The sequence below is a fragment of the Nocardia sp. NPDC051321 genome (assembly GCF_044455225.1).
GTDB lineage: Bacteria > Actinomycetota > Actinomycetes > Mycobacteriales > Mycobacteriaceae > Nocardia.
Window position 1 is genome coordinate 46,680 of record NZ_JBITEM010000002.1, and the last position, 13,090, is coordinate 59,769.

The following is a 13,090-nucleotide window of genomic DNA, read 5'->3' on the forward strand; positions in this document are numbered from 1 at the left end:
GGGAAACCATGTCGACATCCACGGTCGCGCCGATCGCCGCTCGCATCACACCGAGCGGCAAGTTGAGCGGCACTGTCACGCCGCCCGGCTCGAAGAGCTACTCCGCCCGCGCCGTTCTTGCCGCTGGCTTGGCACCCGGCGCGAGCCGGATACGACGGATTGCCAACAGTCGCAATGTCCGGGCGCTGATAGCCGCCGTAGCGACATTGGGCGCTGAAATCAGTTACGAGGACAACGATCTCGTCGTGGTCGGGCCGAGCGAACTCAGGGACAAGCAGACCATCGACGTCGGCAACTCTGGCATCGTGTTGCGGTTGCTGCTCGGCGCCACGGCGCACCTGCACCACACGACGTTCGTGACGACCTACGCCGACTCGCTCGGGCGACGCTCGAATATCGAGATGCTCGACGCACTTCGACAGCTCGGCGTCGACGCCGACTGGCAGGAACGCGACGGACGGCTTCCGATCAGCACGTACGGCGTCGGAATCCACGGAGGAAGCACATCGATCGAATCTCGCAAGAGCTCGCAATTCCTCAGCGGGTTGCTCTATCTGGGTGGCAGGCTCGACTCGGCCCTGGAGATCCATGTGCCCGATGAGCTCAAAGCCCCGGCCATGGTGCGGACCACTCAGCAGGTGCTCGCTACCGCGGGAGTCGAAACCTCGGCATCTCCAGACGGATTGCACTATCAAGTGCCTTCCGGTACGGCGTTCGCGCCGGCCGAATTCTCCGTCGGCAGCGATCCCGCCAGCACGGCGGCCCTGCTGGCGCTCGCCGCAGCCATGGACTCCGAGGTCTCGATCAGGCATACCGGGCTGACCGAACTCGACGGAGTCGTCGATTATGTCCGGTCTGTCGGCGCGACCGTGACGGTCGGGCCCGATGAGATTCGTGTCCAAGGCAATCCGGCGGCGCTGAAGCCGCTCGATTTCGACGGTTCTTTATCACCGGATTCCGTACTTCCCTTGGCTGCGTTGTCCGCACACGCCGACGGAACCAGCGTCTTCCGCAACATCGAACACATCCGTTACAAGGAATGCGACCGGATCTCCGATTTCCGCAAGGAATTGCGCAAGACAGGCATCGAGTCGGAGGAAACCGCGGACAGCCTGGTCATTCACGGCGGCCCATCGGGTGCCACCGAACACGCGGTCATCGACTGCCACTTCGATCATGCGATTGTGCTCGCCTTCACGCTGATCGGCGCTCGAAGCAAGCATGGGTTGGTCATCGAGAACTCAGGGGTTGTCGGCCAGACCTACCCCGACTTCTTCCGCGATGCTGCCGAACTCGGCATCGACCTGAACCTGTCCTCGGAGCCTGTCGTAACGGCGGGTGCCTAGCATGTGCGGGATCGCGGCGATCATCACCAAGGGGGCCCGCTCGACCGATGGCACCTTGGCCGGTGCACTCGAGTCGATGTTGCTCCGGATATCTCATCGGGGCGATGCCGAGAACTTCGGGGAATCGCGGATCGCCGACCGATGGGCGGCAGGCACCAACAGGTTGGCGATCACGGACAGAGAGCACGGAGTACAACCAATTGCGCGAGACGGTCTGACGCTCTTCTACAACGGTGAGCTGTTCAATACCGACTTGCTACGAAACGAGTTGGTAGAACTTGGTTTCGACTTCGAGACCGGAACAGACACCGAGGTTGTCCTCACCGCGTACGTGGCCTGGGGAAAGGAAGCCCTCACCCGGCTCTCCGGCATGTATGCCCTCGTGATCTTCAGCGATGACGATGATAGTTTCGTCGTCGCGCGAGACCCCTTCGGCATCAAACCCCTCTACATCTCCGAGAACGACGAATCGGTGCTGATCGCCTCAGAACTGAAGAGTTTCAACGACATCGAGAGCCACAAGCCGGTGGAGTTCGAACCCGGGCACTGGTACGATGGCTCGACCTACCAGCGTTTCTCTACCGTCCTGGATGTATCGCCCGACCCGGGACAGTATCGAATCGATGAGGGCGCACTCATCCACAGGTATCGGGACCTGTTCCATGCGGCAGTGCGAAGTCATGTCGACACCGACCTCCCGGTAGCGGTCACGTTCAGCGGCGGAATCGATAGCGCCGCCGTGCTCGCGGCGGCGCGCCGCTATCACGACAACGTCGTCGCATTCACTGTTGGGTTCAAGGGCTCTGCGGACATCGCAGTCGCTCGACGGTATTGTGAAGAGCAGGGCATTGCTCATCATGTCGAAGAAATTTCCCTGTCCGATGTTATTGCCGCGATCCCGACCGTCGTGCAGTACGGGGAGTTCTTCGAGGCAATCGACGCGATGGATTCGTGCATCTCCTATTTCGCGTACCGGTTGATCCAACGACACGGCTTCAAAGTGGCGGTCTGCGGCGAGGGCAGCGACGAACTGCTCGGTGGCTACGACCTGTTCCGTATCCACCCCGATCCGATAGAGCTGGTTCGCTACCGCACACGTAACCTGCGCAGGACCGATATTCAGCGTGTCGACCGGATGAGCATGGTTCATTCGGTCGAGACCAGGGTCCCTTTCCTCGATCTGGATCTCGCGACGTTCACGCTCGGCCTCCCGTTCTCGGTGAAAATGCGCAATGGGGTGGAGAAGTGGATACTGCGACAGGCCGTCGCGGATCTGCTTCCGGACTACATCGTCCACCGTCCGAAAATCCGTATGCCGGACGGCAGTGGGCTGAAATCTCAACTTCGTGAATATGCTGCCGAGATGGCAGCGCAGATCGAATTGCCCGGCGGTGTGGACGTCCGGCTGGGCCTGACAGCTCCCGAGGAAAGGTACTTTCTCGCGGAGTACCTCGAGCAAGGTTATCCCGTCCCGGTGCAGCGGCACAAGTTGGCCGGGTACGACTACGACGAAACCGGATACTTTACTTTCGTTTCCTGATTGCAGGAGCTTTGTCACATGATTGATAATCACGCACCCGTAGTGGCCGTGATCGACCCCGTCGCGTCCGGTGGTCCGTACGGATATCACGCCAAACAACTGGGCATCGAGGCGATTGCTGTCCTGTCCCAAGAATTCACGTCGCGGTATGTAACCTCCAGTTTCAGCGCCGACGACTACAGCGATGTACTCAGGTATACCGACTACAGTGGCCTCGACGCACTCGTCGCGGAGCTCGGGTCACGTTCTGTCGGCGCGGTCGTCCCCGGCGCGCAAACGGGAGTCGGGCTCAGCGACAGGCTTGCTGCTCGGTTAGGGCTCTTGCACAACGACATCGGCCTACTCCAAGCGCGCGTGAACAAGGATCAGATGAAAGTCGCCTGGCGTGGTAAGGGCCTGGCGTGCGCGGACTGGCACTCGGTCCACTCGGTGGCAGAAGCTGCTGCCCTCGCAAGCAAGCTAGCGTATCCGGTTATCGCTAAACCCCTCTCCTCATCGGGCTCATCCCATGTGGTCAGATGTGATGAGCCCGGATCGGTCGTGCGGGCGGTCGAACGGATACTCACGATGCCCGACGCGTTCGACAACACCGCGACCTGTGCGTTGATCGAGAGCTACATCGATGGACCGGAATATTTCGCCAATCTCGCTCACTCACCGAATAGCGAGGCTCCGGCGATAGTCTGCGTCGCCAGCTATGAAAAGGTCAGCATCGGCGACAATCTCGGCGTGTACCGGAATTTTCGATCCATCTCGCCCGAGTCGGATATCGCACAAAACTCTATCGAATATCTTTTGTCGGTGAATAGTGCGTTGGGTGTTCGCGTCGGGATCAATGACACAGAGTTCAAATACACCGCAGCCGGGCCCGTCGCTATCGAGGTGAACAACCGGCTGCCTGGTGCGCTGACTCCGGACATGATCGAACAATGTACTGGAATAAGCCTGTATCAAGAAAACCTTCGATTGTTCTTCGGTGCTGAATGCTTCCCGTCGTTTCATTTCAAGAAGAACTTCATAGTCTGCTGCCTGATCAACAGAGGTGACGGAATTCTGCAGCGCGTAAACGGTCTCGATCTGATAGCCGAGTTGCCTTCGTACAGTCGGTCGCGGATCTTCGCGCGTGTGGGCGATCGCGTTCCACCGACGCTCGATCTCGGCAGCGCATGGGGATTGGTCTGCCTGGTGCACGAAGACTCCGATCAACTGGAGGAGGACGCTGAAGTGGTGCACCAGAAATTGACCTTGGAATTGAAGTGAGATCGCTCGATATCCGGCAGGGGCAACCGTTGTCGATGGCAGGATTGTCCGGCGCTCCGGCGCCTGATGGTATTCAGGGGCCGCACGAATCTCAGCACACCGTGCATTCACACGTCGGACTCGCACTAGAGGTGGTGCACCTGTCCGCAGAACGATCGGCGCTGGCCGGGATGCTCAGTGCCGATACCGAGATCGTGGTGACACCACGGTCCGGAGCCTTCACGCCGGGCGTGCCGGTCGACGGATGGCTGGTGAGCCTCTATTCGATCGGCGAAGAAGACTCCGGACCACTTTTACAACGATCCACCTCCGATGCCTCGGCCCAAGGGCTCATCGAGCTGATCGCCTCGGTAAGGAGGCTCCGCTGATGGTCCGCTTCCTGGTTGCGCTGGGAACGTTGCTGATGGTGGCGCCGATGTTGGCGGGGTGCGGCTCGCCTACTTCGGTGGCCGTCGGCGACATGTGTTCGCCGCCTGGTCTCGCGGCGGCGACGCCCGCGAACATGGACGCGGCCACGGCCGACGTGGCGCCGGATCGGTATACGACCGCAAGCGCCGTTCCGGTGCACCAAGTCGACACGAACAAGCTCGGTCTGCTCACGCCGGGCACGCTCAGCGTCGGCACATTGAGCGATGCTCCGCCCAACATCTGCGTGAATTCGAAGGGCTCCTACACAGGGTTCGACAACGAGTTGTTGAAGGCCGTCGGTGCCAAACTCGGTTTGCAGGTGGAGTTCTCGGGAACCGAGTTCACCGGGCTGCTTGCCCAGGTGGCCAACCGGCGGTTCGACGTCGGATCGTCGTCGATCACCACTACTGACGAACGCCGCAAGCTCGTCGGCTTCACCAACGGCTACGACTTCAGCTACTTTTCGCTGGTCGAGCGGAACGACAGCCTCATCAAAGGCTTCTCCGATCTGACAAGCGGAACCAGGATCGGTGTGGTGCAGGGCACCGTACAGGACGATTATGTGGCGAACACACTGCATTTCGACGCGGTGAAATTTCCCGACTACAACACCGCGTACGCCAACCTGAAAACCGGCCAGGTCGACGCCTGGGTCGCGCCGTCAGCGCAAGCCAAAGGCGCCATCAAGCCGGGCGATCCGGTATCGGTCGTGCAGAACACCTACAGCCCGAACAACTTCACCGCGTGGGCGGTGGCTAAAGGGAACCAGCCGCTCACGGACGCGTTGAACGCCGGTCTGGATGCCGTCATCGCGGACGGCACGTACGCCGCGCTGTATGTCGACTGGGAGCCACGTGAGCCGCCGCGCGGATGGCAACCAGGTTCGAGGGCCACGCCGATACCGCAACTGCCGGACATCAAAGCTGTTGCCGAACAACAGAAACCCATCGCCGCCGAGGCCGATGCGACGAAATCTACACTGACGCGGCTTGGTGAGACCTTCTTCGACTGGGGTCTCTATCGCACGGCAATTCCGGACCTGCTGGCAACCGGCTTGCCGAATACGCTTGTCCTCACCCTGGTTTCGGGCGTGCTGGGCACGCTGTTGGGCATGTTGCTCGCGGTGGCCGGCCTATCGGGCACCCGCTGGCTGCGTTGGCCTGCTCATGTTTACACCGACATCTTCCGTGGCCTGCCTGCCGTCGTAATCATCCTGGTCATCGGCCTGGGCATCGGCCCTGTGGTGCGCGATTTCACCGGAAATAACCCGTACTGGCTCGGGGCGGTGGCGCTCGCACTGCTTGCGGCGGCCTACATCGGTGAGATCTTCCGGTCCGGTATCCAGAGCGTCGAGTCCGGTCAGGTCGAGGCGGCTCGCGCCATCGGGTTCAGCTACCGGCAGTCGATGGCACTGGTGGTGATACCGCAGGGCGTACGCCGTGTCTTGCCTGCCCTGGTCAACCAGTTCATCGCGTTGATCAAGGATTCGTCGCTGATCTACTTCCTCGGCCTGTTGGCCACTCAACGTGAATTGTTCGCTGTCGGACGCGATCTCAACGCACAGACCGGAAATCTCTCACCACTGGTCGCGGCCGGACTGTGCTATCTGACGCTGACCGTACCGCTGACGCATCTTGTGAACTACATCGATTTGCGTCTACGAACCGGGAAGATCCCTGGCGTTGGACCACTCGATCCGATCTTCGTCGTAGAAAGGGATTCGCTGGTGACACAACAGCCGAATGGGCTCGGTCCTGGAGCGAGCAAGTGAGCGGACTATCTAGCTCAGCATTGACCGGCGTCGACCTGCATCTGTCCTTCGGTGTCAATCATGTATTGCGGGGAGCGGACATACACGTCGACGCGGGAACGACGACCACCGTCATCGGGCCGTCCGGGTCCGGAAAGTCGACATTGCTGCGGGTGTTGAATCGGCTCTATGAGCCGGATCGTGGTGACATCTCGATCGACGGTCGGTCGGTGCTGGGCGACAACCCTGATCAGTTGCGCAGACGCATAGGGATGGTGTTCCAGCATTTCAACTTGTTTCCGCATAAGACCGTCGCAGAGAATGTGGCGTTCGGCCCGCGCAAGCTGCGTGGCCTATCGCGCGAGGAGGCCAGGGCGCTTGCGGTCCAACAGTTGGACGCGGTCGGCCTGAAAGCGAAAGCGGACGCGCGGCCGGGTAGCTTGTCGGGCGGGCAGCAGCAGCGGGTGGCCATCGCCCGGGCGCTCGCGATGAATCCTAGAATCGTGTTCTTCGATGAGGCGACATCGGCGTTGGACCCGGAGTTAGTGAAGGGCGTGCTGGCGCTGATGGCCGAACTGGCTTCCGGCGGCATGTCGATGATCGTTGTCACTCATGAGATGGGATTCGCGCGGACGGTCTCGGACACAGTGGCTTTCATGGATCAGGGTGTCGTAGTGGAAGCCGGTACGCCAGCCGCGCTATTCGATGATGCGCAGACACCGCGACTACGTCAATTCCTGTCTCAGGTGTTGTAAGGCAATGCCCCACTATCGATACGCGCAACCCCCGAGGCGCCCGCACCTTTCGTGCCTGAAGCAAAACGGAAGCTCAGCGAAGAAAATGTGGCGCAGCATATGCCGGTGTATGCCCTCCCCGGGGCCGGGGCCGGGGCCGGGGCCGGGGGTGGGGCCGGGGGTGGGGGTGGACGGGCGGTCGGTCGCGGATCGCCCCGTCGGTGACCGGGGTCGAATCAGGGCAAATTCAGCTGCTGCGAGGAATGACGGTCTAGCGGTGGATTGACCTGCCCGTCAGTGCGGGCGTTTATCTGGTTGGAGCGGTCGGCGGCGGGCTTGCGGGCGGTGCCGGGATAACGCTGCCGGTCGGTTTCGGAGTCGGAGTAGTGCTAGGAGTCTTCTGCGGTGTCGCTAGGCCCGTCACGTCGGTGGGAAGGCGTGCGGGATCGGGGAGTTTTGGTCGCGTGACCTCGTCTCCAAAAGGTCCATGCCACGCCATAACTCCCGACGTGACCCAGCCTCATGGGATCTTGCGATTAGTCCGATAATCTTCCGTTGTCTCCGTAGCGTGACAGGCTTCAAGTGGTGGTGTGCGGTGAGCCTGCTGAACTTGCCGGTGCGACGCGTAATCGGTGATCTCTACGGCCCGAGCTGAAGGCGAACAGTCCTCGTCGACAATACGGAGGTGTCATGAGCGACAACTCGACGTCGAAGGCGCCCAAACTGCGCACGATCGCGCTCGAGGAACATTTCGGTCATCCTGCGGCGCTGAAGAAGACCCCCGCCGGCAATGTGGACTTTGACGCCTTGAGCGAATCCGAAGGGGTCCCGGCAGATGTGATGAAAATGGCGTGGGGGCTGCTCACCGATTTCGAGCAGACCCGGCTGGCCGAGATGGACGCGCACGGAATCGATATGTCGATCCTGTCGCTGACCACTCCCGGCGCTCAGGGGATGACCGACCCCGCTGCGGCCATCAGCACCGCGCGAGAGATCAACGACTTTCTCGCCGAGCAGGTCGCCAGGCACCCTAGCCGTTTCGCAGGCTTCGCCACCCTCGCCCTTCAGGACCCCAAAGCCGCTGCCACCGAGTTCGAGCGGTGCGTGCACAAGCTCGGCTTCAAAGGCGCGATGATCAACGGCTACACCTCCACCCCCGACGGCGGGGGCCGCTATCTGGACGACCCCAGCTTCCTGGAGTTCTGGGAGTGCGCCGCTGATCTCGGTGCCCCCATCTACCTCCATCCCAGACCTGCCCTGCCCCCGGTGCCCGCCTACGACGGTCACCCCGAGTTCGGCACGGGGGCCGCCCGGGCTTACGGAGTCGAGACCGCCAACCACACACTGAGGTTGATCTTCAGTGGCCTGTTCGACCAGTTCCCCGGCCTGACCCTCATCCTGGGCCACCTCGGCGAGTTGCTCCCGTACACGTTGTGGCGTACCCAGTACATCTTCGAGCGATTGCCCTACGGCAAGAAGACCGACAAGACGCTCGCCGAGTACTTCGCCGACAACATCTACATCACCACCTCCGGTGCGTTCAGCGATCAAACCTTGATCTCCGCACTGCTATTCGTCGGCTCGGACCGGATCCTCTTCTCCGTCGACTACCCCTACGCGGAAATGAAACACGCCACCGAATGGCTCGAGAGAGCGCCTATCAGCGTGTCGGACCGGCGGAAGATCGCCCATGGCAACGCCCAGCGTCTCTTCGGCCTATAGCGTCCCTCAGTAATTCTGCGTCAGCCTTGCGTTTACGGAAGATCGGTGAGAATCGGGCACGGCGTTCTGCTGCGCATAGTTCGGCACGTGAGGGTGTCAAGGCGGTTATTCCGCCCCGGCTCCGATCGGCTCAGGGGGCCAGACCTCCGGCAGTACATTGACCGGCTTCGTCGACGGGTCGGAGTCCCAATCGAACACCGGCGGCGGAGGCCCCCACTGCTTGGGCCCGTCGAACAACACACTCACCCTGCCGAAGTATACTTCCGTGAAATCGCCACCGCCCGCGTATGTCGCGGACACGAAAGTGGCTCCGCCGTCGAACGTCCCGTGCTTGAAGGTGGTTTCACCCGAGAACGTCACGGACTCGAAATCGGCGACACCGTAGATGTGCACGAGCGTGAAGTCGGCGGCGAAGAAGGCCGCGGATTTGAATCGGGTGTCACGCCAGAATGTCACGAAATCGAATCCGGCGCGGCCGGAGAACGTCGCGGATCCGAAGTTGGCGTCGCCGGAGAACGTCGCGGATCCAAAGTTGGCGTCGCCGGAGAACGTCGCGGACTCGAAATCGGCGTAGCGGTCGAACCGGGCATTCGCGAAGCTGACGCTGTCGACGAACGTCGCAGACCTGAAGGACGTGTCACCGGAGAAGACCGCGCGAAAGAAATTGGCATCCACGAGGACGGCGTCGCGGAAATCGAAATCGTTGCTGGACCAGCTGTATTCGACGAGAGGCACGAGGTGGGCGGTGATCACCCGCGTGATCGTCTTGCGAACCTCCCGATCGTTCTGACGATACTCGAAATGATCTTCGATATCCGCCCCGTCGCTGTCCGCCGCTTGTTTCCGGACTCGCTTGGTCTGGTGGTTGGCACCGAGGCCGGGACTGTAGGGCAGGCGGAGGTAGCCGCAGAGGACGTCGATGCATTGCTGGCGGCGCACGCCGTCGGATTCGTCGGCGACCCCGGCCATCGCGTACACCCCGGCCAACCGCACCGCCACGTCGCTCGCACCGAGTTGGGCCGCGGCCGCACCGAAGCGTTCCACGAACCGGCCCTGCTCGAGATCGCTCTGACGCCGGTAGGCGATGACCAGCGCCACCACGCCACCGACACCACCCACCAGGGTCAACGCCAGCTTCGTGACATCCACCGACGTCCCGCCCGCCTGCGGGTGGAAGGCGCCGAACAGTATCCACTCGGCCACCCCGGCCATGACGACGCCGGCCAGAATCGCCGACCCCACCGCCGTGGACAACCGCATCCTACGAAGTCGCCCTTTGCGTGCCAGCCAAGCCACCGAATGATTCTCTCGCACATCAACATCAGCCACCAGGGTTCGATGCCATGGACCAAGTCGGCACCAGAGACGCTGTTACCGCAGCAGATTCCCAATACAAGGACTTGATCCCGGCCTGGATCGGGTCCAGGTGCCCGGTGCGATGCTCCGTAATCGGCTGCCATGTGCGCGCGTTGAGAAGCTGTGTCAGCCAACCATTCTGGACCGCTGACCAACGCGCGCTCGGCGGCAGAACAGTGCGTTGCCTGAGCGCAATGATCGGCGAGATACACCGCATCGATCAGGTTGCCGTGCAACAGATGTGACGTTATCGTGGCCGAAGGTCGGGGGTCCTGGAGGCCAAGACTGAGGTTATCCAGGCTATTCCATCGTGGGGTGCGTATTGTTCGGTCGATTGTCGATGGTGATCGCAGCTGCGGTGTTCGTAGCCCTGATGGGGACGCCGTGCGCGACTGCTCAGCCGTTGATAGGGCTCGGAGCCGTGGTCGGATCGACACCCTTAGCGGACACGGAGCTGATTCCGCACGCGGGCAGTGGCTTTCGAATTGTGTATCGCACCACTGGGCAGAGCGGGGAATCCGAAGTCAGCGGTGGGATGATCTACCTACCCGAGGGGCAGCCACCGGCGGGCGGTTGGCCGGTTGTGTCGTGGGGGCACGGCACCTCCGGAATGACCGAGGGGTGTACGCCGAGCCGCAGCAATGGCGTCATCGATGGCACGCTTGATCAGACTCCGCACCTTTCCCGTTTGCTCGGTGCCGGATATGCCGTCGCCGCAAGCGATTACATCGGGCTCGGGGCGCCGGGTTACCACGAATACCTTGCCGGACGAGCTGAAGGGCACGCGATGATCGACATCGTCCGGGCCGCACGCATCCTCGCGCCGGATCTGTCGACCTCCTATGTCGCCTCCGGGCACTCCCAGGGCGGGCACGCGGCTCTGTTCGCCGCATCGATGGCGCGCGACTACGCGCCGGAGTTGAATCTACGTGGAGTGCTCGCGCTCGCGCCCGCATCGAACGTTGAGCTCTTGCTGGGACTGATGGGCCCGCACACCCCGGTCATCCCGTTGGTCAACGCAATCATGGTCAACGGGGTACTGGCCATCGCCGGTCTGGCGCACGCGCGCCCGGACCTGCCCATCACCGACTTCCTCACCGACCAGGGCCGGGCTGCAGTCCTACTCGCCGAGACGAGCCCCGAGTGTGACCTCGCGTCCCTGACACGCATGGTCCGCGGGCGACCACCAGGTCAATTGCTGGCGAAATCGTTGTCGGACCCGATCTTCGAAACCGCGCTGCGCGACTATCTCACCGTTCCGGCAGCCGGATACGACGTGCCGATCCGCATCGTTCAAGGCGTCCTCGACGACATCATGCCGCTTCCTGCGGCCAGCCTGCTCCAACAGCAGCTCGCCAAGGCCGGCGCATCCGCGGACTTGCGGACCTACGCCACCGCAACCCACAACAGCATCATGTCGATCTCCGGAGCGGACGGCCTCGACTTCCTCCATCAGACACTTGGGTGACGTAGCGCCGCTTGTCCTCAATCAGGCATGAGCGCGCGTCGGGAAACGCTGTGAGCCAACCAGTTTGGCCTTCCTGGCGAATTCCATCACGCTGAGATTCACCAGTGACGCCACAGTTTGGACGATTGACCGACGCGCGCTCCGCGGCAGTACCGAGATGTTCAGCGTTAGATGCCGATCGAGTGTGTGTATGCCGAAAGTCGCTTCTTGCGATAAGTGGGCGACCGCCGAGGCTGAACAGGTGCTGTTCAGTACAGCGGTGTTTGGGAGGCCGCTACTGGTGGTAGGTCGCCAGGAAACGTCCGATGCGTTCGATGATCGCTTCGATGTCGTCGGCGTGCGGGAGAGTCAGGATGCGGAAGTGGTCGGGGTGGGGCCAGTTGAAGCCGGTGCCTTGCACGATGTGGATTTTCTCCTGCAATAGCAGGTCGAGGACGAATTGTTCGTCGTCGCGGATGCGGTACATGTCCAGGTCAATGCGTGGGAACGCGTAGATGGCACCTTGCGGTTTGACGCAGGTGATGCCGGGGATCGCGTTGAGCGCCTCCCATGCCCGGTCGCGTTGTTCACGTAGTCGTCCTCCGGGCAGGGTGAGGTCGAAGATGCTCTGGTGCCCGCCGAGGGCGGCTTGGATTGCTTGCTGGGCAGGAACATTCGCGCACAGTCGCATACCGGCCAGCATGGTCAGGCCTTCCAGGAAGCTCTCCGCGTGCTGGGTGGGACCGGACACCACCAGCCAGCCAGAGCGGAATCCCGCGCATCGGTAGGACTTCGACAGTCCGGAGAAGGTAAGACACAGCAAGTCCGGGGCGAGCGCGGCGGCCGCGGTGTGTGTGGAGCCGTCGTAGCGGATCTTGTCGTAGATTTCGTCGGAGAGAACGATCAGTTGGTGTCGGCGGGCGATCTCGAGCAGTTGGCGCAACATTTCGGGCGGATACACCGCTCCGGTGGGGTTGTTGGGGTTGATGATCACGATCGCGCGGGTTCGGTCGGTGATCTTGGCTTCGATGTCGGCCAGGTCGGGATACCAGTCGGCAGCCTCGTCGCAGAGGTAGTGTACGGCTCGGCCGCCGTTGAGCGTGGTCGCGGCGGTCCACAGCGGGAAATCCGGTGCGGGAATAAGGACTTCGTCACCGTTCTCCAAGAGCGCGGTGAGCGTCATCATCACCAACTCGGACACGCCGTTGCCGAGGAATACCTCCTCGACGTCGATGTCGGTCAGACCGAGCGTCTGGTAGTACTGCACCACCGCGCGCCGCGCAGGCAGCAGGCCCTTCGACGAGGAGTAGCCGCTGGAAGCGGGCAGGCTGCGCACGATGTCCTGCAGGATCTCCGGCGGTGCCTCGAACCCGAACAGCAGCGGGCTGCCGGTGTTGAGTTTCACCACGTGATGCCCCTCGGCTTCTAGCCTGGCCGCGTGTTCGGCCACCGGCCCACGTATCTCGTACGACACTCCCTCGAGCTTGCTGGACTGCCTGAGCTGCATGATCATCCCCTTCTCGCTGC

At 62.1% G+C, this 13,090-nt stretch carries 10 protein-coding genes; 8 read left to right on the forward strand and 2 right to left on the reverse strand.

Annotation, left to right across the window (positions count from 1 at the left end; translation table 11 throughout):
* Positions 1-8 precede the first annotated feature (8 nt).
* The 7 genes from aroA (at position 9) to ACIA8C_RS04295 (ending at position 8,760) form a co-directional block, all read left to right on the forward strand.
* On the forward strand, positions 9-1,346 hold the full coding sequence (aroA, locus tag ACIA8C_RS04265) for a 3-phosphoshikimate 1-carboxyvinyltransferase (protein WP_397130797.1): 1,338 nt from the start codon (positions 9-11) through the stop codon (positions 1,344-1,346).
* 1 nt (position 1,347) lies between these two features.
* On the forward strand, positions 1,348-2,886 hold the full coding sequence (asnB, locus tag ACIA8C_RS04270; RefSeq protein ID WP_397130798.1) for an asparagine synthase (glutamine-hydrolyzing): 1,539 nt from the start codon (positions 1,348-1,350) through the stop codon (positions 2,884-2,886).
* Positions 2,887-2,904: 18 nt separating this feature from the next.
* The gene (locus ACIA8C_RS04275) at positions 2,905-4,146 is read left to right on the forward strand and encodes an ATP-grasp domain-containing protein (protein ID WP_397130799.1); all 1,242 of its coding nucleotides are present in this window, start codon (positions 2,905-2,907) and stop codon (positions 4,144-4,146) included.
* The gene (locus tag ACIA8C_RS04280) at positions 4,143-4,514 is read left to right on the forward strand and encodes a hypothetical protein (RefSeq protein ID WP_397130800.1); all 372 of its coding nucleotides are present in this window, start codon (positions 4,143-4,145) and stop codon (positions 4,512-4,514) included. The genes ACIA8C_RS04275 and ACIA8C_RS04280 overlap by 4 nt, the downstream gene beginning before the upstream one ends.
* Positions 4,514-6,325 carry an ABC transporter substrate-binding protein/permease gene (locus ACIA8C_RS04285; RefSeq protein WP_397130801.1) on the forward strand — a complete coding sequence of 604 codons (1,812 nt, stop codon included), beginning with the start codon at positions 4,514-4,516 and terminating at the stop codon, positions 6,323-6,325. Before ACIA8C_RS04280 ends, ACIA8C_RS04285 begins: the two co-directional genes overlap by 1 nt.
* Positions 6,322-7,059 carry an amino acid ABC transporter ATP-binding protein gene (locus ACIA8C_RS04290; protein ID WP_397130802.1) on the forward strand — a complete coding sequence of 246 codons (738 nt, stop codon included), beginning with the start codon at positions 6,322-6,324 and terminating at the stop codon, positions 7,057-7,059. The genes ACIA8C_RS04285 and ACIA8C_RS04290 overlap by 4 nt, the downstream gene beginning before the upstream one ends.
* Positions 7,060-7,728: 669 nt before the next feature.
* Entirely contained in the window at positions 7,729-8,760 is a 1,032-nt protein-coding gene (locus tag ACIA8C_RS04295) for an amidohydrolase family protein (RefSeq protein WP_397130803.1), read from the forward strand.
* 105 nt (positions 8,761-8,865) lie between these two features.
* On the opposite strand, the gene ACIA8C_RS04300 is transcribed toward ACIA8C_RS04295, so the two are convergent.
* On the reverse strand, positions 8,866-10,020 hold the full coding sequence (locus ACIA8C_RS04300) for a pentapeptide repeat-containing protein (RefSeq protein WP_397130804.1): 1,155 nt from the start codon (positions 10,018-10,020) through the stop codon (positions 8,866-8,868).
* Between the two features lie 631 nt (positions 10,021-10,651).
* Here ACIA8C_RS04300 and ACIA8C_RS04305 point away from each other — a divergent pair.
* A complete protein-coding gene (locus ACIA8C_RS04305; RefSeq protein WP_397130805.1) occupies positions 10,652-11,584 on the forward strand; it encodes an alpha/beta fold hydrolase in 933 nt (310 codons plus the stop codon).
* A gap of 274 nt (positions 11,585-11,858) precedes the next feature.
* Here ACIA8C_RS04305 and ACIA8C_RS04310 read toward each other — a convergent pair whose 3' ends face one another.
* Complete coding sequence (locus ACIA8C_RS04310; protein WP_397130806.1) at positions 11,859-13,070, reverse strand: pyridoxal phosphate-dependent aminotransferase; 1,212 nt, start codon at positions 13,068-13,070, stop codon at positions 11,859-11,861.
* Positions 13,071-13,090 lie beyond the last annotated feature (20 nt).

Coding starts and splice junctions, on each gene's coding strand:
- aroA (WP_397130797.1), top strand. CDS start 9: ATGTCGACATCCACGGTCGCGCCGATCGCCGCTCGCATCACACCGAGC.
- asnB (WP_397130798.1), top strand. CDS start 1,348: ATGTGCGGGATCGCGGCGATCATCACCAAGGGGGCCCGCTCGACCGAT.
- ACIA8C_RS04275 (WP_397130799.1), top strand. CDS start 2,905: ATGATTGATAATCACGCACCCGTAGTGGCCGTGATCGACCCCGTCGCG.
- ACIA8C_RS04285 (WP_397130801.1), top strand. CDS start 4,514: ATGGTCCGCTTCCTGGTTGCGCTGGGAACGTTGCTGATGGTGGCGCCG.
- ACIA8C_RS04295 (WP_397130803.1), top strand. CDS start 7,729: ATGAGCGACAACTCGACGTCGAAGGCGCCCAAACTGCGCACGATCGCG.
- ACIA8C_RS04300 (WP_397130804.1), bottom strand. CDS start 10,020: ATGCGGTTGTCCACGGCGGTGGGGTCGGCGATTCTGGCCGGCGTCGTC.
- ACIA8C_RS04305 (WP_397130805.1), top strand. CDS start 10,652: ATGATCTACCTACCCGAGGGGCAGCCACCGGCGGGCGGTTGGCCGGTT.
- ACIA8C_RS04310 (WP_397130806.1), bottom strand. CDS start 13,070: ATGCAGCTCAGGCAGTCCAGCAAGCTCGAGGGAGTGTCGTACGAGATA.